This is a genomic window from Candidatus Bipolaricaulota bacterium (assembly GCA_021159055.1).
Taxonomy (GTDB): Bacteria; Bipolaricaulota; Bipolaricaulia; order UBA7950; family UBA9294; genus S016-54.
On record JAGGSO010000096.1, the window covers coordinates 1 to 22,127 of the forward strand.

Genomic DNA, 22,127 nt, shown 5'->3' on the forward strand with positions numbered 1-22,127 from the left:
AAGTAGATCTCCGCCGACGTCGCGAACGCGGCCAGGGCAAAGAGCGCCACCAACAACAATACAATGACACTTCCTACGATGTATCGCTTCTTCAAGGTTGTACCTCCTTCACGTAACAGTCATACGCCAAATATACAGATACCAGCTTAACGCGTCAATGACCACTTCAATCGGCCTTAGTTCCCACCAGATAGGGACATATGAGGTTACGAGAACGATCTGAGTTGCGCAGCGATCGTGCTTGCGATGAACTTTGCATCTTTATCCGTAATATCGAGCCACTGCACGTTCCGTTCGCGGCGGAACCATGCAAGCTGGCGCCGGGCGAGGGACCAGGTATTCCTCACGATCCGGGCCCGTAGCTCATCGTATGACAGTTCGCCGTTTAAATAGGCGAAGGTCTCCCGCACCCCGATCGTCCGGTATGCCTGGTGACGCGGAGTCAGCCCTCGCTCACGCAGTCTTCGGACTTCATCGATCAGCCCTTCCCCCAGCATCCGGTCGACGCGGGCGGTGATCGCTCCCCGATGCTGCTCCCGCTCCATGCGCAGCCCGAAGACCGTAAAATCGAACGGGAGCGGCTCGGCCTCCTGCTGCAGGGCGCTGATCGGCCTCCCGGTCGCCGCGTACACCTCGAGGGCGCGGACGATCCGCAACCGGTCATTGGGGTGGATGCGCGCAGCGGCGGCGGGGTCGACCCTTTCCAGTTCAGCATAGAGCTCGGACAGGGGGCGGGCGTGAAGTCGGGCACGGAACTCGGGGTCAGCGGATGGCCCGGTGAATATCCCGCGCAGGATTGCCCCAAGGTAGAGCGTCCCGCCACCGGCGATGATCGGGACGCGCCCGCGCTCGGTGATCTCCGGGACAAGGCGGGAGACGTCCTCTCTAAACGCCATCGCGTCATAGCTGCCGGTTATCTCGATGATATCGATCAGGTGATGCGGGACCCGCTCCCGCACCTGCACGGAGGGCTTGTCGGCCACGATGTCGAGCCCGCGGAAGAAGGCACGCGAGTCGGCGGAGATCACCTCCCCACCGATCCGCAGCGCCAACTCGACCGCAACCGCGCTCTTCCCCACCCCGGTCGGACCGAGGATCACGACAACGCGCACTCAGTCCTCCCCGAGGAGGAGTTCCCTGATCTTCTTCAGCTCGGCCTGGCGCGACGGATGCTTCAGCTTCTCGATCGCCTTGATCTCGATCTGGCGGATCCGCTCCCGAGTGATGTTGAACTTGAGGGCGACGTCCTTCAGAGTGCGGGGATGGCCGTCCTCGAGCCCGTAGCGCAGCTGGAGGATCTCCCGCTCGCGCTCGTCGAGCTGATCCAACGCCCGGTTCAGCTGCTCGCGCAGGAACATCCGGAATGTCTCCTTCGTCGGGGAGGGAGAGTGAGGATCCTCGATGAAATCGCCGAGGGTGTCGTCCTCATCATCCCCGATCGGCCGCTCGAGCGAGGCAGTATATTGGGAGACGTTCTCCACCTTCTTTATCTTGTCGATCGACATCCCGGTGATCTCGGACAGGTCCTCCAACGTGGGAGCGGCCCCGTGTTTCTGGATGTACTCGCGCTTGATCCGATTGAGCTCCCGCACCGTTTCGATCATGTGCACCGGAACGCGGATCGTACGGGACTGATCGGCGATCGCGCGCGTGATCGCCTGCCTGATCCACCAGGTAGCGTAGGTTGAAAACTTGTATCCCCGCTTGTAGTCGAACTTCTCCACCGCGCGCATCAGCCCCATGTTCCCTTCCTGAATCAGGTCGAGAAACGACAGCCCGCGGTTCATGTACCGCTTGGCGATGGAGACCACAAGGCGGAGGTTGGAGACGATCAGCCGTTCTCGCGCTTCCTTCCCCTTGCGCACCAGCTCTTCCAGTTCTCTTCGCTCCTCCGGGGTAATCACGTCGATCCCCCGCTCGGCGGAGAGACGCGCGTTCTCCAGTTTCTGCTCCGCTTCCTTCCCCGCTTCCATCGCCATCGCCAGTTCCACCTCGTCCTCCCTGGTCAGGAGGGGGACCTTTCCGATCTCGCGGAGATAGGTCTTGACAGGGTCCTCGCGGCGGGTGGTCTGCGTCCGGTCATCCCACTCTTCGATCACGTCCTCGTCCGACGCCTCTTCCTCGACCGCGGATTCTGCTTCGATCTCAGGGAGGATATCCGGCTCCACAACTTCGTCGGGAGTGAGTTCCTCAATCGGAGCGGCCGTCTCGGGGACTTCCTCCGGCTTCGGTTTATCGCCGGGAAGCTCTTCTTTCTTTGGCATCAGCCCTCCTTGCAATCTTCTCCATCACCAATGCGCGGTAGGCGCGCTGCAGCTCGTCAATCCTCTCCTTGTCCTGCGTTTTCCGCATCTCCACCCGCAGGGCGCGCAGCTTCTCTTCGATGACAGGAAGGCGCACGAGCCGCCTGAGGGCGTCGTTCAGCGCCTTGTTCACATCACTAAATACAACCGGGGCGATGACAAGTTTGCTCGCCAGCCGGACCGCTTCTTCATCCACCCGGGAGATCACCGCTGAAGTATCGATGGGATCACCGACCTCGGCGATCGCCTCCGCTAGGTCCCGGTGCAGACCAGAGAAGTCCTCCGGCCCGGCGAGGCGGCTCACCTCCTCCCATCGCGCCTCCCCACGCAGCAGGAGCCCGATGATCGTATCCTGTTCATTCCACACCGTCCCCTCCACCGCTTCTTCGCTCGCCTCCGGCCGGATCGTTCGTCCCCGCGCCAGCTCCCGCGCCACCGCGTCGGGGGGAAGGTCGAGGATCTCCCCAAGGAGGCGGGCGACCTCCTGGCGAAGGGGAAGGCTCGCCAATCCCTGGTAGAAGCCGCGTGCCTCCTCCAGCGCCTCTTCCTTACCCTTGAAGCTTTCGAGGTCGTAGCGATCGAGGAGGGACTGGAGGAAGAAGCGATGGAACGGGACCGCCCCCGCGACGACCTCCGCGACTCCCTCCTTCCCTTCCCGGCGGACGAACGAGTCGGGGTCGTCCCCCTCGGGAAGGGAAGCGACGCGCACGTCCAACCCGGCGTTGTGCAGGATCACCATCCCCCGTCCCGAGGCCGCTTGCCCGGCCGCGTCGCGGTCGTAAGCGATCACCACCTCAGCTGCAAACCGAGCGAGGAGCTCGGCCTGCCCCCGGGTGAGGGCTGTTCCCATGCTCCCGACGACGTTTTTCACCCCGGCGGAGTGGAGTGAGAGAACGTCGGTGTACCCCTCGACCAGAATCGCGGTGCGGCCGGCGGCGATCTCGTCTCGCGCCCAGGACAGGCCGTAGAGCTGCCTTCCCTTATCGAACAGCGGTGTCTGCGGCGAGTTCAGATATTTCGGCTCGCCGGAGAACGCCCTTCCTCCGAACGCGATCGGCCGGCCGGAGAGGTCGAAGATCGGGAATATGACCCGATCGCGGAACCGATCGTACGTCCTGCCCCCTTTCCCCTTGACGAGGAGCCCGAGCTCGATGAGGGGGGCCTCCCCGTACCGGCCCGCGAATCGCGCCTTCAGCCCGTCCCAGGTGTCTAACGCATACCCAAGCCCGAACCGATTCCACGCCGCTTCATCGTAGCCGCGGGAAACCAGGTAGTCGCGCGCCCGTTTCCCATGCCGGGGGTGGCGCAGGTTGGCGGCGAAGTACTCCGCTGCTTGCGCGTTTATCTGATACAGCTTATCCCGTTCGCCTTCTCCCTTGCGGGAGGAGAGTTTCACCCCGGCCTCGGCCGCGAGCCGGGCCAGGGCCTCGGGGAACGAAATCCGCTCGATCTTCATCAGGAAGGCGAACATATCCCCGCCGGCACCACAGCCGAAGCAGTGCCACAGTCCCTTCTCCGCGTCGACGTAGAACGAGGGGGTGTCGTCCTTGTGAAACGGACAGTGGCCCTTGTACCGCGAACCGGACTTCTGCAGGGTGAGATAGCGGGAGATGAGGGAGACGATGTCGATCCTGGCCTTGATCGCCTCCACGTCCGATCGATCAACCATCCACCATCCTCCCCTGCAGGAACGGATTTTTCCGCTGCTCGACCGATAGGCGGGTGCGGGGGCCATGACCGGGATAGACGACGAAATCGCGGCCCAGGGAGAGGATGCGCCTGAGGGAGCGGCGCATCTCGGACATCGACCCGCCGGGGAAATCCGTCCTGCCGATCGATCCGGCGAACAGGAGATCGCCGCTGAACATGATCCCATCTCCGATCAGGACGATGCTCCCCGGAGAATGGCCGGGGGTGTGAATGACGCGCAACCCTGCGATCTCGTCCCCATCGTCGATGTAGCGGTCGAATCCCGGATGCCCGGGATAGAACTCGTCCACGTATCTAAGGTCAGCACGGTGGATGAGGAGTTTCGCTCCCGCCTCCTTGAGCGCCCAGTCTCCGCCGACGTGGTCGAAATGGCCGTGCGTGTTGATGACTAAGTCGACATTCCTCCCAGCGAGGAACTCCCGCAGCCGGTCATCGTAGACAGCGGGATCGATGAGCACGGTAGTCCCATCGGTCTCAAGCAAATAGCAGTTGGTGGCGAGATCCCCGAGGATGACCTTCTCCACCCGCATCTTTCCCCCTCTACGCGCGCGCTACGGCAAGCACGAACACCGGCCCGTACCCACCAGCCTTGAGCGCACGGGCGCACTCCTCCACCGTCGCACCGGTAGTGAGAATATCATCAACGATGAGTACCGTTCCTTCCCCTGATCTTACCACGCTGAACGCGCCGCGCAAGTTCTTCCGTCTCTCCGCGGCGGTGAGCTCGGCCTGCGGGCGGGTTTGCCGCACCTTTGCAAGGAGGCGGACGACCGGGATCCCGATCCTCCGTCCGAGCCCATGGGCGAGGAGGGCTGCCTGGTTGAACCCACGCGCCCTCCGATCGGCACGGGACATCGGGACGTAGGTGATGAGATCGACATCCCCAAACGGGTTCTCCTGTTTTACGTACGCGGCGAGCGCGGCGGAGAGAAACCGGGCCACCGCCCGCTCGCGCTCGAACTTTAGGGCACGGATCAGATCCCCCCACCCCGACATGTACGGCCCGAGAGCGCGGGCAAGGGAGAAACCGCGGTCGCGCGTCCCGCAGGCGCGGCACAGGTCTAACGTCGGATCATCGAGTGGTTCTTGGCAGACCGTGCAGCGGGGCCCGTCCAGGCGCGGAAGCTGAGCAGCGCATTCGGAGCAGACCGAACTCAACTCCATCCCGGCCCGCCCGCACAGGATGCACCGGGGAGGGAAGAGGAGGGAGAGGAGCCCCTCCCCCCATCTTCCCGGAATGCTACGAGACGACGTGCTTCGCCACCCGGACGAGCTGGTTCGTGTACCCCCATTCGTTGTCATAGAAGGTGACGACCTTGAGCAGGCGGTCGTCCACGACCACGGTCAGGGTGAGGTCGACCACGCTCGCCCGCGTCTCGCCGATGATGTCGCTTGAGACGAGCGGATCGGTGCTCACCCCAAGAATGCCGTTGAGTTCTCCCTCAGCGTACTTGGTAAGGGCGGCGTTCACGGCATCGACCGTCACCGGGGTCTTCATCTCGGCGGTGATATCACTCACCGAGCCGGTCGGGACCGGGACACGGAACGCCATTCCGTTCATCTTCCCCACGAGTGAGGGGATGATCTTCGTCGTCGCCGTCGCCGCGCCGGTGGTGGTGGGGACGATGTTCGCCGCCGCCGCCCGCCCCCGCGTCGGTTTCTTGTGCGGGGAGTCGACAAGGCGCTGGTCCGCGGTGTAACCGTGTACCGTGGTGAGCCAGGCGTGCACGATCCCGAACTCCCGCTCCAGGATGTAGGCCACCGGGGCGAACGAGTTGGTGGTGCAGGAAGCAGCGGCGAGGATCGTGTCCTTGGCCGGGTCGTACTCCTTGTGGTTGACTCCGTACACGAACTGGCGGATGTCGGGGCTCTTCGGCGGGGCGGAGAGGAGGACCCGCTTTGCGCCGCTCTGAAGATGCAACGACGCCTTCTCCCGGGAGAGGAACACCCCGGTCGACTCGATCACAAGATCGATCCCCTTCTCCCCCCATGGGAGCGCCGCGGGATCCTTCTCCGCGAGGAGGGGGATGAACTTCCCGTCAACCGTTATCCCGCCCTCGACTGCCTCCACCGTCTTCCCATACCGATGGTACACGGTATCGTAGGTGAGTAGGTACCGCGCCGTCTCCGGAGTGATGAACGGATCGTTGATCGCCACGATATCGAGCTTCGGATCTCCGTAGGCAATGCGGAAGAACGCCCTTCCGATTCGCCCGAACCCGTTGATCGCCACTTTTGCCATCTTCTATACCTCCCTTTCGTAGTTTTCGACCATCTCTGTGAAGTAGCGGTGGATCCGGAGGTCATCGGTCAGCTCGGGATGAAAGCTCGTCACAAGTACGTTTCCCTCCCGCGCCATCACCACCGCTCCGTCGTATCGCGCCAATGCCTGCACTCCCGGTCCCATGCGGGTGATGTACGGGGCACGGATGAACACCGCCGGGATGTCGTCCCCGATCCCATCCACCGCCAGGGTCGTTTCAAAGCTGTGCACCTGCCGCCCCGAGGCGTTCCGCGCCACCGTGATGTCGATCGCACGGATGTACGACTCGGTCTGCCCCTCGATCTCCCGCGCCAGGAGAATCATCCCGGCACACGTCCCGAAGAACGGGAACCCGGCGTCCGCCAGGGCCTGCAGCCGGGCGAGGAACCCCTCCCCAGCGATGAGGGAGATCGCGGTCGACTCCCCGCCGGGGAGGATCAACCCGCTCAGGCCCTCCAGCTCCTCGACCCGCTTCACTGCCCGCGCCTCGACCCCGAGGCGGGCAAGGCTGGAAAGGTGCTCCCGCACCGCTCCCTGCAGGCCGAGGACTCCGATCTCCGTCGCCATTTAGCGAACCTGCATCATCTCGTGTGGCGGAATCTCCTCGATCGCGATCCCGGGCATCGCCTCCCCGAGCCCGGTCGAGACCTCGGCCAGGACCTTGGGGTCGTTGTAGTGAGTCGTCGCCTGGACGATCGCTCGCGCCCGTCGCTCCGGGTCGGCGGATTTGAAGATCCCGCTTCCCACGAACACCCCGTCGGCCCCGAGCTGCATCATCAGCGCGGCGTCGGCCGGGGTGGCGATCCCACCGGCGGCGAAGTTCACCACCGGGAGGCGTCCCTTCTCGCGAACGAGGAGGAGGACCTCGTACGGCGCTCCCATCTCCTTCGCCATCCGCATCAGCTCGTCGTCCGGTGCGGCGATCACAGCCCTGATCTGTTCCTGCATCAGGCGCATGTGCTTGACCGCCTCGATCACGTTCCCGGTCCCGGGCTCGCCCTTGGTGCGGATCATCGCCGCCCCCTCTCCGATCCGGCGGCAGGCCTCCCCGAGGTCGCGCGCTCCGCACACGAACGGAACGGTAAACGCCCACTTGTCGATGTGGAATCGGGGGTCGGCCGGAGTGAGGACCTCGGACTCGTCGATGTAGTCGACCTCGAGCGCCTCCAGGATCTGCGCCTCCACGAAGTGCCCGATGCGCACCTTGGCCATCACCGGGATGGAGACCGCGGCCTGGATCTCCTTGATCTTAGTGGGATCGGCCATGCGCGCCACCCCACCCTGAGCGCGGATGTCAGCCGGGACCCGCTCCAAGGCCATCACCGCCACCGCCCCTGCCTTCTCCGCGATCTTGGCCTGCTCGGCGGTGGTGACGTCCATGATCACTCCGCCCTTCAGCATCTCGGCCAACCCGCTCTTCACCCGAAACGTACCCTTCTTCACCATTTTGATCACCTCTTGGCTTGCGCCGCTTCATTATACGAAACGGGGGCGAAAACTACAGGGATTTCCGCTTCCGGTTCGCCTGCGCCCCCCAGTTCAGCTTTTCGGCGAGGAAGCGGAAGAACGGGGCGGTGTCCGGCATGCGAACGAGGAACGTGGGTACAGCAGCGCGGGAGACGGTGATCACCTCCTCAGGCTGAACCGTGGCGACGTGGTCACCGTCGGCGATCAGGGCGACGGTAGTATGGGCACGGATGCGCAGGGTGATCCCGCCGGGGAACACGAGCGGGCGCAGCCCAAGGCGATGGGTGGCAAGCGGGGTGGCGACGATGCAGTCAGTACCGGGAACGAGGACCGGCCCACCGGCGGAGAGGTTGTACGCGGTCGACCCGGTCGGGGTGGAGATGATCAGCCCGTCCCCGGGGTAGGTGGCGATCCCCTCCCCGGCTGCGTCGAGGAGGTCGAGCTCGCAGAACCGGGTCGGCCCGTCCCCGAGGAGGACGACGTCGTTCAGGGCGCTCCCGCTCACATCCTTGACCTGATAAGCGATCCGCATTCGCGGTTCCACCGTGCCTTCTCCGTTCACCAGTCCCTCCAACGCCTGGGTGAGGGAGGAAGCCCGCACCTGGGTGAGGAAGCCGAGAGAGCCGAGGTTCGCTCCGATGATCGGAATCTCATACCCGGAGAAGAGCCCGGCCGCCCGCAGTACCGTCCCGTCCCCACCGAGGGCAACGATGAGCGCCCCCTCCGGCTCGACCGGATAGGGCGGGGCCGCATCTACGGTGATCGCCTTGATCCCCTTCACGCTGCACCATGCCTTCAGGATGGCGAGCGTCCGCCGCGTCCCTTCCTTGCCCGTGTTGGCGACGATGTAGATCCGCGCGAGCTTCATACTCTGATCCTACCCCCACCCGCGCGTGCGGTCAACGCGACCGGCGGGCGACGTACTTCCACCGGCAGAGGAGCCGCTCCAGGCCATCGACCGCAAGGTAGAGGATGAGGCCGAGGAGGGCGAGAGCGATGATCCCGGCAAACGCGCGGTCACGCTGGAAGAGCATGTGCTTATTGATGTATCCCCCGAGCCCGGTCCCGAGGGCGGCGTTAGTCTCCGCGATGTACAGGAAAGCGATCCCAAGGCCGATGCTCACCCGCACGCTCGTCAGGATGTCCGGGAGGCTCGCCGGGAAGACGACGTGGCGGTAGATCTGCCACCGGCTCGCCCCGGCGGCGCGGACGCTGATGATGTGCTCCTCCGGGATGTTCTTCGCCGCCCCCCGCGCCGAGACGAGGATCTGGAAGAAGAGGACAAGGGCGACCATCGCCACTTTCGTCCCGCTCCCGGTCCCGAACACCACGAACAAAAACAGGACCAGCGCCACCTGCGGGATCGGGTAGGTGATGTAGATGATCGGGGAGAGGAACCGGTCCAGCCTCGGTTCGCGTCCTATCACAAGGCCAAGCGGGACTCCGGTCCCAAGGGCGATCAAGATCGCAAGGATCAGCCGCCACGCGCTCGCGAGGAAGTGGTGCTGCAGCTCGGCCGCGTTCTTCACCACCTGGGACAGGGCGTTGAACGGCCCCGGGAGGAGTCCGGGCCCGCTCAGGGTGTTAACCGCGATGCTCGCCATCTCCCACGCGAACAGGAGGGCGCAGATGCTGACAACGTAGATCAATACCCGGTTCATCCCCGACCTCATCCCTCGAGCACCTCCCGCACGCGGCGCATTGTAGCGGTGTATTCAGGACTCTCCCGGTAATCGAGCCCTCCCATCCCCGGGTTCTCCACCACCGCCTTGATCCGAGCCGGACGTCCGGTGAGGACGAGGATCTCCTGGCCGAGGAACACCGCCTCCTCGATGTCGTGGGTGACGAGAACGAGGGAAAAGCCGTGCTCGTGCCACAAGGTGAGGAACAGGTCCTGGATCCGCTCCCGGGTCAGGGTGTCGAGGCTCGCCAGCGGTTCATCCATCAGCATGACGGACGGGGCGGTGGACAGGGCGCGGGCGATCCCGACCCGCCGCTTCATCCCCTCGGAGAGCTCGGCGGGATAGCGGTTTCGCACCTCGGACAGGCCAAGCTCATCCAGCACCGCTCCCGCGTCCTGCTTCGGATAGTCACCGGAGAGGAGGAGGGACAGGTTGGCATTCTGCCATACCGTCTTCCACGGGAGGAGCCCGGCGTTCTGCAGGATGAGGGCAACGTCGCGACGCGGGCCGGTCACCGGGGTCCCGGAGATGGTGATCTTTCCCTCCGTCGGAGGAAGGAGCCCGGCAATGGCGAACAGAATCGTCGTCTTCCCACACCCGGACGGGCCGATCAGAGCGAGGCTCCGCCCCTGCGCAAGGGAGAAATCGACCCCGTCGACGGCGCGAACCGCGGTTCCCGGGCTGCCGTAATCGATCTTAAGGGAATGAACCTCGATCATTTCACGAATCGGTCGGTCGTCAGCTCCTCGTATTCAGGATGCTTCCAAGTATAACGCTTCGCATTCACCCAGGCGATGACGTCCTCGTACTGCGCCTGCGGAACCATCTCCGGGGGAGGAAAATGGGGGATTACGAACGAGTCCATGATCCCTTCTGGCACCACTTCCTCGGTGAGGCCGGGGAAGAACAGGGAAAGGGCCTCATCGATCCCGATGTCGATCAGCTCTTGTTTCGTCGCGCTGTTGATCCGCTCCACCGCCTCCCGGTAGGCGTCGTAGAAGCGCTCGAGCAGGTCAGGATGGGCGTTAACAAAATCGCGGCGGAACACCACGACGCTCGGAAGGAGGTCGATTCCTTCGAAATCGGAGAGGTGAACGAGGTGGCTGCCCTTCATCACGGATGGGTAGTTGGCGATGTAAGTGATGTACGGCTCCGGCAGGACGGCAGCGTAGACCGACCCGAGCGAGAGGAAGGTGGCTACCTGAAGTAGGTCGTGCCAGTAAGAGTAGTCCTTGTCCGGGTCGATCTTGTAACCGAGGTGTTCCATTAACCGATCGATGTCGTACTCGATGTTGCTCATCGAGGTGATGGCGATCGACTTGAGGGAACTCCCCGGCTCCGTTCGGGAGAGGAGATCGTCGATCGAGTTGATGTTGAAAAAGCTCTGTGAAAGGAGGGCGAGGCTCCCGGTCTGGGTCGGGGTGTAGGCGGTGCTCGTGATCACGATGTCCGTCCCCGCGGTGTAAAGGAGGATCGCTGTGGTGAGATCACACACCATACCGTCGATGTTTCCCGCCATCAGGGCGAGGCTGCGCGCCTGGTCGTCGCTCAATCCGATCACCTGCACGTCCACCCCATGCTTCGGAAACAGCCCCCACCCGTTGGCGAGGGCGATCGGGAGCGAGCCCATTATCGGGGGAAGGCTGACACGAAGCTCGGTAGCAGGGGCGGAGAAAGCGATGACAGAAATACCAAAAACAACCAACGACAGAACAAAGTAAATGCGGAGTCTCACACGCACGAATATTCCTCCTTCTTCTCATCTGATTGTCGGCCGATTATACCGAACTCCTCCCGGGAAGGAAATTCGCACCGCATTAATCTCCTGTAAACTCGTATATCCGACTAGGGCGGATGGAGATCGCCGCACTTCTCAACCGCGTATGTCGCCGCGAAGACACGCGGTGGAACGAGTGGTTCTCCCTTCATCAACATCCCCTACTTTCCGCCGCGAGGGTCACGAATCGAGCCGTTCAGCCCGTCCCGGGCGGTAGGATGCGAAGAAGGAGGGTCAGCCCGCCGAGGTAGACAGGGGAGCCCGCCTGTCCAAGAGCGGCGTCCAGATATGCGTATACCTTCAGCATCCCTGCGAACGCCTCTTCCCGGTTGTGCGTTTCCAAGACGGAGAGCGCCTCGTCCCGGGCGAATGTGAGCAAGAGCAGGACGCTCTTCGCGATGAACCGTGCCCGTGCCCGCGCCTTGGGCTCAAGATCGAGCCGGTCGATCCGCCGCAGGAGCACGGTGAGGCGATCGAGCAGACCCTGCTCGTCCCCCTCCGCGGCAAGGGGGACAAAATCCGCCCCGTTTGCCCCTTCGAGGATATTGATCACCTGTTGGGTATGAAGCCGCTGGTCAGCGCTCGTGGGAGAGAGGAGAGCAAGGGTTGCGGCGTAAACCGCCAACCGGAGCTGCTCAGCCGCAACGGTCGCCGATGACTGCTCCATCGCCTTTCCTTCCGATACCTGCCCTGCTGCCGGAAGCCAGGCGAAGATCACCACCAGTAGAAATACCAGAGCATTTTTCTTCATCTCGATCTCCTTTTCTTCGATTCTAGATCCGACATGATCCCAATCACATCATCCGCCGGTCAAATCCGCGTCAATGTCCTCGGAGACGGCGAGCTTATATCCAAAACCAGGGACGTTCACCACGATCCTCCCGCCTTCCTTCCCCAGCCGCCGGCGGAGGAGGTAGACGCACTGTTTGATGTCCTTGGAATCGGCGTAGGGGGAATCGGGCCACACCGCGGCGAGGATCTCCTCCTCCGTGAACACCCGTTCCGGCTCACTCGCCAAGAGGCGGAGAAGGGCATACTGCTTGGGCGGGAGAGGAACAGGGACACCGGCCAGGGTCACTCGCCGGGCCGCATCGTCGATCCGTAGGGGCCCGTACTCCACTGTTGTTCTTTCGGCTGCACCCTTCTTTCCGCTGCGGGAGACGAGGTGAATGGCCCCAAGGATGAACAGGTCAAACAGGAGTGCTACTCCAGCCCCGATCAAGGCCGCATTCCGCGTCCGGAGCGCGACCGGCGTCGCGTCGATCCCGACGCGCACGTAGCCCGACCCGTACGGGATTACGACGTCGACGTAGTCCCAGCCCCCATCCGCCCGCATGTGGATCTCCCTTCCGCTCGGAGGAGTTGAAATTGGGGGCATCTCGATCCCTTCCAAGCCGGGATCTCGCTCGTCGACGATGAGCGTCCCATCCATGTAGACCTGGACGTAGATCGACGTCCCAACGAGGAGGAGACGGGCCGCCTCACGCACCAGCCCTTCATCTCCGCTCTCCACCCACGGCCCGATCGTATCGGCCAACGCCGCAGCGTAAGAAGCACCCTTCTCCTGGAACACCTCCTCGATCGCGGCAGAGTATAAGCGCACGAACAGGAAGACAGCGATCCCGGTCACTAGGACCGTACCTATACAGACTCCGAGCTTCAGTTTCCAAATCATCACCGCTCCACCCGATTTCACCCCTAGAAGGTAGAGGGATAACCAAAGCGAGGCAAGGGAATCAACCGGAGTTGACCGAGTTTTGACCCCGGCGCGGTTCAACCGTGATCAGGGGAACGCTAGGTTTAAACCGGGATCTCCCAATCTCGGGGGATCTTAAATCGAGAAACAAGGAGGAACCATGCACAGACTAGTTGTACACAGCAGGAAGGCGGTCCTCGGCGGGATCCTGTTCGCCTTGCTCCTCGGGGTGATGGCAGTCGCGCCGGCGTTCGGGAATGATCAACACCCTCGCGCCGTGGCCGGGTTGACTGAGCTCTTGAACAAGCTCGACAAGGCCCTCGACTCCCTCCCCACGGAGAAGTTCCCCGCTCTGGAGGAGCAGCTCGCCGGAATCGGAGGCCTCCTCTCCGAATTGATCGACGCGCTCGCCACTCCAGGAGAGAAGCCGGAGCCGGCCCAGATCGTACGGCTTGACCTGATGCTCCATCGGCTCGTGTTCATCCTGGAAGGGATCGAGAACAGAGCCCCTCAAGGGAAGAAACACGAGGCGTTCGAGGACATGCGGGTGTGGATCGATGGATACATCGCTGGGATCACCGCCCGTATGGATAAGAACCGGGCCCGGGAGTTTGCTTCCCTAGCCCGCGTCATGCTCAAGGACGTCGGTCAGCGGATCGCACACATGGCAGGAATCAGGCCGGGGGCGGGAAAGGAGCCGGGACGCATCGAACCGATCCTCAGGAGGCTGAAGCCCCTCATCCATCGGCTCGACATCTACATCATCCGCAACTTCGGACGCCCACCCGCCGAATAGCCGTCGATGCCGCCCGCCGGAGGGCGGGCGGCATTCTCCTTTTTCCCTACCGCAACCTGTTCCAAATTTCCCCTTTACAACCGGATAGGAAGAAGCGAACATCTACCTACGAAAGGGGGAAGCATGGGCGTATTCGAAGCGATCATGCTGGTGTGTTTCGGGCTCAGTTGGCCGGTATCCATCGCCAAGGCGGTGCGGACGAAGAACGTCTCCGGGAAGAGCCCGTGGTTCATGGGATTGATCGCACTCGGATACGCAAGCGGGATCGTGCACAAGCTCATCCGGGACCCGAATTGGGTTGTATTCCTTTACGCCATCAACCTCATGCTGGTCCTCACCGACCTCTGTCTCTACCTCCGTTATTCTGGACGATTGACTTCCCCAGGCGATTCGGTGTAAGCTGGAGCAGACGCCCGAGCGAGGGGGTGGGCGGATCGATCAAGGAGGTGTTGTAGATGGATAGCGCTACAACCGGAATCATGCTCATCGCCCTGGTCCTCGGCGGGCTGGCGCTCCTCTTCCTTGCGGGCGGAAGTTCGGAGCCGGTGGGAACTGAACCCATCCCGCCCCGTCAGCCGGCCCAGATCGCTGCTCCGGCGGTGACTCCGGCCCGTCCCACCGCTCCGCCGCTCGTGGAGGCGGGAGCGGACGTCACCCTGGATGAGGGTGGCAGTGTGCGGCTACAAGGGCAGGGGTACGACCCGAGCGGTGGTGAGCTTACTTACACCTGGACTGCACCAGCAGGGAGGTTCGACGATCCTCACTCCCTGCAGCCGGTGTACACTGCGCCGTCGGTATGCGGGTGTGAGGAGTGCATCCCCCTTACCCTCACGGCAACAAACAGCGCCGGGATGAGCGCGAGCGATCAGCTTTACGTCCGTATCCACGGTGACCCGATCTCCTGTTCTGGGGGCACGAGTGTGAAAAGCTGCGGGAATCCGTGCCCGCCTCAAGCTCCGGCGCGGCCGGTCTATCGGTGTGAGCCCGAACCGCCTCCGTGCGCCTCCGGTTGCGTTCGCCATGTGATGCCGGTCCCGGCTTGTCCCAAAGCCCCGGTGCCCTGTTGCGATTCTCCGTGCGGTTGGCCGCTCGGGTTCCTCATCTCCCCGAGACAACCGACGACTCCGGCCGATCACCCCAAGCCGTTGATCGACCGGCACTATCCGGCGGAGATCTCCGAAGGAGGAGCGGTCCAGCTCAGCGCGCGGGTGAATAACCCGGCATGTACCGAAGTCTGCTTCACCTGGACGGCGAGCAAGGGATGGTTCGAGAGGGCCGATACTCTCTTTCCGATTTACCACGCGCCAAATTCCGACCGGATCGGTGGGGAGGACGCGGCGATCACCCTGACGCTCCACGACGGCCTGGGAGGGACGAGCCGCGATCAGATCAGGATCCACATTCGGAATCTCGACCCGCAGCGCCATTCCTGAAAGGCTGGATATGCCCCCACGACCACCCCGCACCACCGGATGGTTTCTGGCGCGTTACTTCCTCGTTTCCTTCGGCATTGCCCTCGCGATCGGAGGAGGGTTGGTGTTCCTCCTGTGGGTGACCGGGAATCGCGGGGTGATGTCCTATGCCAATGCCCTGTTCATGGCTGGAGCCGCCATCTGGGTGTGGGGAGCGATCGAGATCTTGAGATCGTGGGGCTTCACCCGTAATCCCAGATACCAACGCGGCGACCGAACTCAGTGGGATGCCCGCGATTTCTTCACGCGCTATTCATTCCCCATTCGCTGCGCCATCGTCGGCACCCTCGTAATGGGGATTGGGATCGCCTCTTACTACCTCTTCCGGTGACACAGACGGTTGTCGCTTCAGCTCGATCGTCTGGGTGGGGAAGGCGAACTCGATCCCGGCCGCCTCAAACCGGCGCTTGATCTCCAGGTTTATCTCCTCGAGCGCTTTTAGATAAGCATCGTAATCCATCACCTTGCACCAGTGCTGCACCAGAATGTTGAGGGAGAAATCGCCGAACCGGTTGAAATAAGCGCGATACTGCCCGGTCGACGGGTGGCTTCCCAGGACATCGCGCAGGATCGAGAGCGCCTCCTCCAACTTCTCAGTCGAGGTGTCGTACACCAGTCCGATCGTGAAGTTGGTTCGCCGCATCGGGCGGGCCGCGAGGTTGTTGATGTTCGTCGCGGCGATGGTCCTGTTCGGGATCGTCACCAGAGTCCCGTCCCACGTCCGGATCCGCGTCGAGCGCAACCCGATCGACTCAACCGACCCCTCAAACCCCTCCAGGCTGACCGCATCCCCCACCTTAAACGGCCGATCGAGGAAGATCATGATCGCACCGAAGACGTTGGCAACTGTATCCTGTGCCGCGAATGCAACCGCCAACCCGCCGATCCCGAGCCCAGCCAACAGGCTCGAGATGTTGTAGTTGAGGACGTTTTGCAGGAACAGAAGCGCGCCGATGATCCAGATGAACCACTTCAGGCTCTTCCCTAACAGCGGGACGAGCTGATCATCGAGGGTCGATTCCGTCCGCGCCGCCCGCGTGGTAAGGATCGTCGTCCCCAGGTCGACCGCTTTGGTGAGGAGGTAGAGGATAAAGATCGTGATCAGGGCGAGGAACAGCCGGTCGATCGCCACCTCGATGGGAGGGGGCAGGATGAACAGCCGGAACGCGCCCCACACCACGAGGAGCGGGATGATTCCGCGCAGGAGCTGCTGCAGAAACAGGATCCATGCCTTCCTCCGGATGCGGGTCTTCTCCTCCCCCTCCTCCCGGAGACTGAATCGCCTGAGGACCCGACGCGATCCTTGGTAGATCCCGAATGCGAGCACAAGGAGAAGGAAGACCGCCCCGAACCGCCACACCTCATTCCCTAGAATCTGATAGTTCAAGAAGCTCATCGCTCAGTTAGGGTACCCGAGGGCGGACGGATGGGCAAGTGCACCAGCAACCCGTCTTCAGGATGGTGGACGCGTGAGCTATCCTTAGTTATGCCCAAACCGCCTCACCGCCGGCCGCGACGGCGGTGAGGATCGGAGACATAGGTTGGCCATCCCAGGGGCGGGGTCAGTATCTCTGCCCCGGTCGACTGCTCGATACCACCTGACGTGTGCTCGGGCATCGACTCTTCCGGTTTCATGCCCACCACCGCTGCTATTATCGGTGCGGCGACACTGGAGAAGAAGAAGAGTTTATCTGCGAGCCGGGTCAGATCAGTGAAGAACAGGCCGGCGATCCCAAGCCATACGATGGCGAACATATACACCAGTCCACCGATGAACCACCCGAGCTTCAGATTGCGGCGACGGATGAACATGGTAATGATCCCTTGTATACCCGTAATCAACAAAATAGTGCTGACCGCAGACCTTGGATGGATGCGGTCGCCGAGGGCAAGAAGTACCATGAAAGCCAGGTACAACAGGGATTCCGTCCGCACTACTGTCTCGGACCTGTTAGACCCTGCACGCCATTTCACGACGAGATGGGGGTTCAATAGGGTCAGCCCCCCGAGAAATGAGCCCAGGATGATCCCAGCGATGCGGATGCTGGGATAGGGGTAGAGCGTAAACCACAGGAAGAACAAAGCGATCTCCCCCATAGACAGAATCCAGAGGATCCCAGCGACGAGTCCCCGAACGATCAGCACACCGTCTTTCACCCGCATGGTTTTATATTATTTCAGCGAAAGAGCGACGGTCAACCCCCTATTCTTGGCGCGAATTGCCGGGTTTCTCAGCCATCCTCGTTACTCCCGCTACCGAGGCGGTGATGTTCTTCCGTCTTGACGCCGGATGCGCTCAGCAGTAACCTGGAAGCGGAGGTCGGATGCGCAAGCTTGCCGCCGTGCTTCACTATCTCGGGGTCGTTCTCATCGCGTTTGCGTTCCTGCAGGCGCTTCCGCTTGTCGTAAGCGCGATCTACTCGGAGACGGTCGAGTTCCCGTTCCGCATCTACGTGATTCCGGCAGCGATCAGCATCGGAATCGGTCTCGGACTCGTCACCGCTTTCCGTCCTCGCCCGCTGGAACCCGGAACCGGGATGGCGGTCGCCGCCATCGGCTGGTTCGGGCTCTCCTTGATCGGAGCGGTTCCGTACTGGCTGGCGCTCAAGATCACCTTCCTTGATGCGTTATTCGAGACAACAAGTGGATTCACCACCACGGGGATGACGCTCTTCACCGGGATCGACGGTCTGCCGCATTCGATCCTGTTCTGGCGAGCTCTTACTCAGTGGATCGGAGGGTTGGGGATCTTCACCCTGTTCCTCTTCATCGCCCGCGGGAGCGGTACTCCAGTCCTCTATCTTGCGGAATCGCACAAGGCGGCGACGAAGCGGTTTTCGCCCGGGTTGTTCAGCTCGCTCCGTATCTTGTGGGGGATCTACGCCGGCCTTACCCTGCTGTGCGGTCTGCTCCTGTGGGCGGAAGGGATGGACCCGTTCGATGCTGCCGTCCACGCTCTCACCACCGTCTCCACCGGCGGCTTCTCCACCCACGACGCGAGCATCGCTTATTTCGCTTCCTATCCTCACTACGCCGCGATCGAGGGGACGATCATCCTGTTCATGTTCCTCGGTGGGACGAGCTTCATCGTGCACTGGAACCTCCTGCGGCGCCGGTGGGATGGGATCGTTCACAACTCCGAGCTGAAGCTGTGGCTCGGAGTGCTGATCGCGGCGACTCTGGCCGTTGCGTTCCTCGGGACCGGGGCGGGAGCGATCGGTTCTCGGCTGCGGATCGCGCTGTTCCAGGTCGTTTCCATTGCCACCTCCACCGGATTCTCCACAGTGGATATCAACTCGCCGACATTCACCCCGCTCGCCCATCAGATCTTCCTCCTGTTGATGCTGATCGGGGGATGCGTCGGGTCGACCTCCGGGGGGATGAAGGTGCGCCGGATCGGGATCATCGGGCGGATCGTGCGCCAGTACTTGCAGCGGGCGAGCCGACCGGCGCACGCGGTGGTCGCCATTACCTACGACGGGGAGATCGTCCCGCGGGAGGAGCTGAACCGAACCGTGGTGATCGCTTTCTCCTGGCTCGGAGTCATCGCCGTCGGAGCGCTCGTCACCGGTGCGTTCACCTCCCTCCCGGCCTTTTCCGTCATCTCGGGAATGGTCTCGGCGGTGGGGAACATGGGGCCGTCGTTCATCCCGAGGCAGGGGTTCACAGGAATTTCGCCGGTGATTAAGGTATTCTATATCCTGGGGATGGTCGCCGGGCGGTTGGAGATCCTCCCGATCCTGTTGATCTTCTCCCGGAGAGTGTGGAGATGAAACGCACCGCCAAGACGCAGAGTTCGCTGCGGAATTTAAAAGTTAACCCCGCAGCTCGCCATAGGGTATCCAACGGAGGTCGGTTATGAACGAATTCACAAAAAATGAATCCCCGCGTCCTCAGCGCCTCGGCGGCGAATGGAGGGGTAGGAGTTAAGGATGCGCGTTGTCGTGGCAGGAGCGGGGACTACGGGACGGAGGCTGGTGGCACGGCTCGTCGCTGACCGGCATGACGTAACAGTGATCGACCTATCACACGAGGTGTGCGAGCTGATAAGTGCCAAGCTCGGGGCAACGGCGGTGCGGGGGAGCGCCACCGATATCGCCATCCTGGAGGAGGCGGAGCTCGCCCAGGCCGACGTTGCGGTCGCACTGATGGGGGACAGTGCCGCCAACCTGGCGTTCTCTCTCCTCGCCCGCGGGATGGGGGTGCCGCGGATCGTCGCCCGTATGCCGAACCCACAATACCGAACCGCCTATGAGCAGGCCGGGGTGACTGGGATCATCGATCTCGCCGGACTGTTCATCGACGCCGTCATCCTTGAGATCGAGCATCCACAGGTGCAGCAGGTCGGGGTATTCGCCGATGGACAGGGGATCGTGATCGCGCTCTACGCCTCGAAGCCAAACCGCGGCCTGGGGAAGACCGCCGCCCAGATCCACTCCGATAAGCGCTTCCCCCGCGGTTGCCTGATCGCCGGGATCGTGCGGAACGGGGAGGTCATCATCCCGCCCGGGCCGACCGCGATCTCTCCCGGAGACGAGATCATCCTCTCCGCCCGGACCGACACCGTCGCGGCGGCGGTCGAGTACTTCGGGGGAAAGCTCAGCCCGTTCCACCGGCGGAAATCCATCCCCAACCAAGCTGAACTTGAGGCGATGATCGAGGCGGATAAGCCCAAAGAATCGGACTAATCCGCCGGGCGATGCTCGATCGCCACGTGCGTAAACACGAGATGGAGCACGATCGTATACGGCGGGTTGTTCCCCTGGTCGGCGGCGGGCGAATGCACGATCAAGTCGAATTCGAGCCTGTCTGGATCAGCGAATCCGGTTTTGTCCCGCAAAAGCGGGCTGTAGTAAAGGCCGCTCTTGCGGATCGACCCATCGGGCTGGTGGAGCGCCTGTTCCAGCGACCACTCCCCGACCATGTCGGTGTACACGGGCTTTCCGTCCACGAGCAAATCGAACGTTCCCGTTCCAGCGAGAATGGCATGGACACGCGGGAGCTCCGGTCCCCAGAGCCCGGTATCCCCGTGGATGTCGGTATCAGCGACGATCCGGTCCGTCGGCGCGATCCGTCCGGACAGGATGATTTCCCCGGATAACGCTTCCCCTGCCCCGAGCTGCAATGTGCCTGACTCCGCGGTCGTAGCCAAGGTCACGGAGATCACGCCGGTGTGCGCCTCCGGTCCGTAGGTGAAGGACAAGCTCCCGGACAGTGGCCGTACACCCTTCCCCGAATAGGAGAAGTTATCTCCGTACCCTCCGATCACGAGCGGGGCATCTGCCGTTACCTCCCAGCCAGGGGATCGGGGGGACAAAATGAGGAATGCTCCGGCGAGCAGTCCGATGACGACGGCGAGCAGGAACAGTCGCGCGAGCATCTCTATCCGACAACGATCGGGAAGACCGTCTTTTTCAGGGTCGCGATCGTGCGGTCGAGATCCTCGTGCACGCGGCTGGGAGATGATTCAGTCTCCTCCGGCCCGCGCAGGCTAGTTTCGATAACCCCGTAGCTGGCGGCTTGGGTCGTCCACGCATCCGGGATCTCGTCGGGAAGCTCGACCCGGTTCATCACCCCGAAGACAAGGGTCCACGCCCGAGCGACGTTCCCCACGTCGTATCCCCCTCCCCCGAGCCCGAGCCACGGCTTACCAAAATCTCGGTAGAACTCCGCGAAGCGCTCAAACTCCCTCAGGCTCATCCCGAGGCTCGCGATCTGATCGCCGAGGAGGGCGTCCGCCCCGAGCTGAGTAACGAGGACGTCAGGGTCATAGGCATTGAGGAGAGGAGCGATCACCTCGTTGCGAACGCGGGTGAACGCGTCGCTCCGCGCCCCGGGGAGGAGGGGAATGTTCACCGCGTAGCCCTTTCCCGCCCCTTGTCCGATCTCGTCCGGAAAGCCAGTCCCGGGGAAGATCGTGTGCCCGGATTGGTGAACCGAGATCGTAAGGACCCGATCGGTGGAGTAGAACGCGTGCTGGACTCCGTCCCCATGGTGGGCGTCGATATCCACGTACGCCACCCGCTTCCCCGCTTCGAGGAGCTTATTGATCGCCAGGACCGGGTCGTTGATGTGGCAGAATCCGGACGCACGCGACGGCATCGCGTGATGAAGCCCGCCCGCGATGTTGAACGCTGCTCCTGCCCGGCCCGCGAGGAGCTCCTCCGCACACTCGATCGACGCCCCAGCGACCGACATCCCCCATTCGTACACCCCGGGAAAGACCGGATTGTCTCCGGGGCCAAGGCCGTGGGAGAACAGGTTCGGGATCCACATCCCGGAATCAGCAAGACGAAGGACCTCCAGGTATCCATCGGTATGAAACGTCTTCGCTTCCTCCAGGGTCGCCTCCCGCGGGTTAAGGATGTACACGCTTTCGAGTTCGGTGAGACCGTAGGCCTCCATCAGCGCGTAGGCGAGCCCCAGTCGATAGATCTTGAACGGATGCATCGGCCCGAAGTCGAACTTCAGAAGCTCACGTGGATCGATCAGACAGTTTTTCACGTTCTCCTCCTCACGTACGGATGTTACCCGGGAAAAATCCCGACCGCCACCCATCGCGGGCGGTCATGAGTGCCCCACGACATAGTCCCCATGATTCGAACTCGAGCAGAGACTCATTGCCTCGTCCGTCTGCGGAAGGCGAGTCGGCGCTCGATGCGGATTTGTCGAAACCGACGGCGGAAGTTATCATGTCTTCACGCCGATCAGACACGGCCTGAGAAGGGAGCTGAACTCATGCTAAAGCGTATTCTTGTCGGGATGATCACGATCTACCAGCGGGTGATATCTCCCGCGTTTCCATCCCGGTGCCGGTTCTACCCCACCTGCTCCCAATACTCCAAGGAAGCGATCCTGAAGTACGGCCCGGGGAAGGGGACGTACCTGGCGGTACGGCGGATCATGCGCTGCCACCCCCGCAATCCCGGAGGTTACGACCCAGTGCCGTAGTACTTTCGAA

At 62.6% G+C, this 22,127-nt stretch carries 25 protein-coding genes; 7 read left to right on the plus strand and 18 right to left on the minus strand.

The features are described from left to right. Window positions 1-206: 206 nt before the first annotated feature. From miaA to J7J55_04965, 14 genes are all read right to left on the minus strand, one after another. On the minus strand, window positions 207-1,112 hold the full coding sequence (gene miaA, locus J7J55_04900; protein ID MCD6142036.1) for a tRNA (adenosine(37)-N6)-dimethylallyltransferase MiaA: 906 nt from the start codon (window positions 1,110-1,112) through the stop codon (window positions 207-209). Continuing rightward, window positions 1,113-2,264, minus strand: a complete 1,152-nt coding sequence (gene rpoD / locus J7J55_04905; protein MCD6142037.1) for an RNA polymerase sigma factor RpoD — start codon at window positions 2,262-2,264, stop codon at window positions 1,113-1,115. Further along, window positions 2,233-3,972, minus strand: a complete 1,740-nt coding sequence (locus tag J7J55_04910) for a DNA primase (protein ID MCD6142038.1) — start codon at window positions 3,970-3,972, stop codon at window positions 2,233-2,235. Before J7J55_04910 ends, rpoD begins: the two co-directional genes overlap by 32 nt. After that, complete coding sequence (locus J7J55_04915) at window positions 3,965-4,543, minus strand: MBL fold metallo-hydrolase (protein MCD6142039.1); 579 nt, start codon at window positions 4,541-4,543, stop codon at window positions 3,965-3,967. The genes J7J55_04910 and J7J55_04915 overlap by 8 nt, the downstream gene beginning before the upstream one ends. 10 nt (window positions 4,544-4,553) lie before the next feature. Beyond that, window positions 4,554-5,177, minus strand: a complete 624-nt coding sequence (locus tag J7J55_04920; protein MCD6142040.1) for a ComF family protein — start codon at window positions 5,175-5,177, stop codon at window positions 4,554-4,556. A gap of 76 nt (window positions 5,178-5,253) precedes the next feature. Continuing rightward, a complete protein-coding gene (gene gap / locus J7J55_04925; GenBank protein ID MCD6142041.1) occupies window positions 5,254-6,255 on the minus strand; it encodes a type I glyceraldehyde-3-phosphate dehydrogenase in 1,002 nt (333 codons plus the stop codon). Window positions 6,256-6,258: 3 nt separating this feature from the next. Further along, window positions 6,259-6,843 (minus strand): pyridoxal 5'-phosphate synthase glutaminase subunit PdxT, encoded by a 585-nt coding sequence (gene pdxT / locus J7J55_04930; GenBank protein MCD6142042.1) that lies wholly within the window; start codon window positions 6,841-6,843, stop codon window positions 6,259-6,261. Then, window positions 6,844-7,722, minus strand: a complete 879-nt coding sequence (gene pdxS, locus J7J55_04935) for a pyridoxal 5'-phosphate synthase lyase subunit PdxS (GenBank protein MCD6142043.1) — start codon at window positions 7,720-7,722, stop codon at window positions 6,844-6,846. A 52-nt stretch (window positions 7,723-7,774) separates the two neighbouring features. Continuing rightward, the gene (locus tag J7J55_04940) at window positions 7,775-8,611 is read right to left on the minus strand and encodes an NAD(+)/NADH kinase (GenBank protein ID MCD6142044.1); all 837 of its coding nucleotides are present in this window, start codon (window positions 8,609-8,611) and stop codon (window positions 7,775-7,777) included. 31 nt (window positions 8,612-8,642) lie between these two features. Beyond that, the gene (locus J7J55_04945) at window positions 8,643-9,404 is read right to left on the minus strand and encodes an ABC transporter permease subunit (protein ID MCD6142045.1); all 762 of its coding nucleotides are present in this window, start codon (window positions 9,402-9,404) and stop codon (window positions 8,643-8,645) included. Between the two features lie 8 nt (window positions 9,405-9,412). Then, window positions 9,413-10,144, minus strand: coding sequence for an ABC transporter ATP-binding protein (locus J7J55_04950; GenBank protein MCD6142046.1), 732 nt, complete (start codon window positions 10,142-10,144; stop codon window positions 9,413-9,415). Beyond that, a complete protein-coding gene (locus J7J55_04955) occupies window positions 10,141-11,166 on the minus strand; it encodes an ABC transporter substrate-binding protein (GenBank protein MCD6142047.1) in 1,026 nt (341 codons plus the stop codon). Before J7J55_04955 ends, J7J55_04950 begins: the two co-directional genes overlap by 4 nt. A gap of 232 nt (window positions 11,167-11,398) precedes the next feature. Next, window positions 11,399-11,953: a hypothetical protein gene (locus tag J7J55_04960; protein ID MCD6142048.1), complete on the minus strand. Its 555-nt coding sequence runs from the start codon at window positions 11,951-11,953 to the stop codon at window positions 11,399-11,401. 48 nt (window positions 11,954-12,001) lie between these two features. Continuing rightward, on the minus strand, window positions 12,002-12,877 hold the full coding sequence (locus tag J7J55_04965; protein MCD6142049.1) for a winged helix-turn-helix transcriptional regulator: 876 nt from the start codon (window positions 12,875-12,877) through the stop codon (window positions 12,002-12,004). A gap of 181 nt (window positions 12,878-13,058) precedes the next feature. Between J7J55_04965 and J7J55_04970 the strand changes: the two genes are divergently transcribed. From J7J55_04970 to J7J55_04985, 4 genes are all read left to right on the plus strand, one after another. Further along, complete coding sequence (locus J7J55_04970; GenBank protein MCD6142050.1) at window positions 13,059-13,694, plus strand: hypothetical protein; 636 nt, start codon at window positions 13,059-13,061, stop codon at window positions 13,692-13,694. A 123-nt stretch (window positions 13,695-13,817) separates the two neighbouring features. After that, the gene (locus J7J55_04975) at window positions 13,818-14,093 is read left to right on the plus strand and encodes a hypothetical protein (GenBank protein MCD6142051.1); all 276 of its coding nucleotides are present in this window, start codon (window positions 13,818-13,820) and stop codon (window positions 14,091-14,093) included. A gap of 56 nt (window positions 14,094-14,149) precedes the next feature. Next, window positions 14,150-15,127, plus strand: a complete 978-nt coding sequence (locus J7J55_04980; protein MCD6142052.1) for a hypothetical protein — start codon at window positions 14,150-14,152, stop codon at window positions 15,125-15,127. 10 nt (window positions 15,128-15,137) lie between these two features. Continuing rightward, the gene (locus tag J7J55_04985) at window positions 15,138-15,497 is read left to right on the plus strand and encodes a hypothetical protein (GenBank protein MCD6142053.1); all 360 of its coding nucleotides are present in this window, start codon (window positions 15,138-15,140) and stop codon (window positions 15,495-15,497) included. Here the strand turns inward: J7J55_04985 and J7J55_04990 are convergent. Together J7J55_04990 and J7J55_04995 are read right to left on the minus strand one after the other, a co-directional pair. After that, window positions 15,420-16,553: a mechanosensitive ion channel family protein gene (locus tag J7J55_04990; GenBank protein ID MCD6142054.1), complete on the minus strand. Its 1,134-nt coding sequence runs from the start codon at window positions 16,551-16,553 to the stop codon at window positions 15,420-15,422. The two genes, J7J55_04985 and J7J55_04990, sit on opposite strands and share 78 nt — an antisense overlap. A gap of 113 nt (window positions 16,554-16,666) precedes the next feature. After that, a complete protein-coding gene (locus tag J7J55_04995; protein MCD6142055.1) occupies window positions 16,667-17,311 on the minus strand; it encodes a hypothetical protein in 645 nt (214 codons plus the stop codon). A 179-nt stretch (window positions 17,312-17,490) separates the two neighbouring features. Here J7J55_04995 and J7J55_05000 point away from each other — a divergent pair, with 179 nt between their 5' ends. Together J7J55_05000 and J7J55_05005 are read left to right on the plus strand one after the other, a co-directional pair. Continuing rightward, window positions 17,491-18,939 carry a TrkH family potassium uptake protein gene (locus tag J7J55_05000; protein ID MCD6142056.1) on the plus strand — a complete coding sequence of 483 codons (1,449 nt, stop codon included), beginning with the start codon at window positions 17,491-17,493 and terminating at the stop codon, window positions 18,937-18,939. 159 nt (window positions 18,940-19,098) lie between these two features. Further along, window positions 19,099-19,854 carry a TrkA family potassium uptake protein gene (locus J7J55_05005; GenBank protein ID MCD6142057.1) on the plus strand — a complete coding sequence of 252 codons (756 nt, stop codon included), beginning with the start codon at window positions 19,099-19,101 and terminating at the stop codon, window positions 19,852-19,854. Here J7J55_05005 and J7J55_05010 read toward each other — a convergent pair. Both J7J55_05010 and J7J55_05015 read right to left on the minus strand, forming a co-directional pair. Then, a complete protein-coding gene (locus tag J7J55_05010; GenBank protein ID MCD6142058.1) occupies window positions 19,851-20,546 on the minus strand; it encodes a hypothetical protein in 696 nt (231 codons plus the stop codon). The genes J7J55_05005 and J7J55_05010 overlap by 4 nt on opposite strands. 2 nt (window positions 20,547-20,548) lie before the next feature. Then, on the minus strand, window positions 20,549-21,670 hold the full coding sequence (locus J7J55_05015; GenBank protein MCD6142059.1) for an acetoin utilization protein AcuC: 1,122 nt from the start codon (window positions 21,668-21,670) through the stop codon (window positions 20,549-20,551). 234 nt (window positions 21,671-21,904) lie between these two features. Here J7J55_05015 and yidD point away from each other — a divergent pair, with 234 nt between their 5' ends. Continuing rightward, entirely contained in the window at window positions 21,905-22,117 is a 213-nt protein-coding gene (gene yidD, locus J7J55_05020) for a membrane protein insertion efficiency factor YidD (GenBank protein ID MCD6142060.1), read from the plus strand. Window positions 22,118-22,127 lie beyond the last annotated feature (10 nt).